Raw genomic sequence first — 2,031 nt, 5'->3', positions numbered from 1 at the left:
TGAAGAAGTTGTTAGCATCCGTAATGCCAAACTACAAATCAAGATTGCTCAAAACACAGAATCTTTTGAAATGTTTGTGTGAGATTCATTAAATTTTATTTACTTTTGGCTATAATCCGCAAATTTTTAAGGAGTTTTATATGAATAAGGAAGAATTTAAAACAAAAGTAGAATCTTTACAGAGCGTACCACATTATAAAGAGCCTTTAGGATTTGGGGTTTGTTATGCAGATGTAGGCGTAATGAGTGGCAAGGTTTTACAGGCAACTTATCCGGTGTTAAATTGGGGTGAAAATTTCGGTGCTTATGCGATTCTTGAATCTTTGCGTGAAGAATGTGAGGTGCTAGAGGAATGCGAAAGTGAGTTGGTGCTTGGGATTACAGAGGGCTTTATTATTGCGGCTTTAGCGAGTTTTGGCGGATATATCGCCGAGACACAAGAAAGCCCTAATACACACAAAAATGTCTCTGTGCTTTTAGAGTTACAACGCGCCTTACAAGAGGGCAGAATCTACACCGAAAGTGGCGATTTTCGCTACCGATTTTGTGCAATTTATCAAGATGCGCAATGCAAAAGTGTAGAATCCGCATACTTGAAATTGCTTGCTCTCTCGCTTGGCAAAGCCCCGCTTAGAAGTTTGCAATTAGATGGAATCTTTGGGCTTTTGAGTAATGTTGCTTGGAGTGGCAATGTGCCTTTTGAGCTAGAGTGGTTGCGAGAAAATGAGATTCCACTTAAAATGCGTGGAGAGTTCCCTGCGATTGATTTTGTGGATAAGTTTCCCCGTTATTTAATGCAAGTGATTCCACAATACGATAATATTCGCTTGCTTGATACCGCAAAAACCCGTTTTGGAGCGTATCTTGGCAAAGGTGGTTATACACAAATGCCCGGAGCAAGTTATGTGAATTTCAATGCTGGTGCAATGGGTGCTTGTATGAATGAAGGGCGCATTAGCTCTAGTGTTGTCGTAGGTGAGGGGAGCGATGTCGGCGGTGGGGCTAGCATACTTGGTGTTTTAAGTGGCGGAAATAGTGAGCCAATTAGTATCGGCAAAAATTGCCTTTTGGGTGTAAATAGTTCTACGGGAATTAGTCTGGGTGATGGTTGTATTGTAGATGGTGGAATCGCAGTTTTGGCTGGGACAATCTTTAAGATTGAGCTAGAGGAAGCAAGAAAGATTGCAGAAATTAATCCAAATTTTGAGATTAAAGAAAGCGGAATCTATAAGGGGCGTGATTTATCGGGCAAAAATGGTGTGCATTTCAGACAAGATTCTAAAAGTGGCGCAATGATTGCATTTCGCTCCAACCGCAAAATAGAGCTTAATGCCGCGTTGCATTAAGCAATTTCCTTGTTGTTGCTTAGAAAATGCCCAAAAACTTGGCTGTGATTTGACCAATGAGATTTGCTTCGTCGCAGAAAAAATCAAAAAAACTTGGTATGGGCAGAGGTGTTAGAATCTTATATTATTTACAAATATATAGAAAGGACGCAGTTAAGTAATTTTTGGGATATTACTCCTTATCTTAAAGAGATTTCAAATCTCATTGTCAAACTCCATTCGTATGGCTTGGCTTCTAATGATATTTGGAGTGAAAATTTTATCCTTGATTCTAAGGGGAGACTTAAAATTATAGATTTGTCTGATAATGGGTTTTTGTCTATTTGTCAAGCAAATGATTGGTTGGCTCTCAAACGATTCTATGGTATTGAAGCAGAAAATAAAAGCATTTTTTATTATTTGATTTCGCGGAGGAATGCTTTTCGCAGTTGTTTGCGAAAATTGTGCGGTAAGGAAGCTTAAGGGATTCTGACATTGCAATGCTTGTGATTGATATACGACAACCTTTCATTGCAAAGAGCAGCGCGACGAAGTGAATCTATAACTTTAGCAATCAAAAAGATTCAACTGCGAGATTTCAGATTATGGATTTGTGCGGAGAGTGTTTCACGCACGCCACGACTTAATAAATCAAGTTTCACAAGGACGCAATGACAGAATTACTCGCAACTCTATATTGGTTAGT

The 2,031-nt window shown here is 39.2% G+C and carries 2 protein-coding genes; both read left to right on the top strand.

Translation table 11 applies throughout. The annotated features are described in order from the left end of the window. Positions 1–140: 140 nt before the first annotated feature. Positions 141–1,346 (top strand): tetrahydrodipicolinate N-succinyltransferase N-terminal domain-containing protein, encoded by a 1,206-nt coding sequence (locus tag Q1553_RS02195; protein WP_115550990.1) that lies wholly within the window; start codon positions 141–143, stop codon positions 1,344–1,346. A 63-nt stretch (positions 1,347–1,409) separates the two neighbouring features. Next, complete coding sequence (locus Q1553_RS02190; RefSeq protein WP_300842721.1) at positions 1,410–1,808, top strand: lipopolysaccharide core heptose(II) kinase RfaY; 399 nt, start codon at positions 1,410–1,412, stop codon at positions 1,806–1,808. The last annotated feature ends 223 nt before the right edge of the window (positions 1,809–2,031 follow it).

This window comes from Helicobacter sp. UBA3407 (assembly GCF_949747025.1).
GTDB lineage: Bacteria > Campylobacterota > Campylobacteria > Campylobacterales > Helicobacteraceae > Helicobacter_D > Helicobacter_D ganmani.
This window is presented reverse-complemented; position numbering and strand designations above follow the sequence as displayed.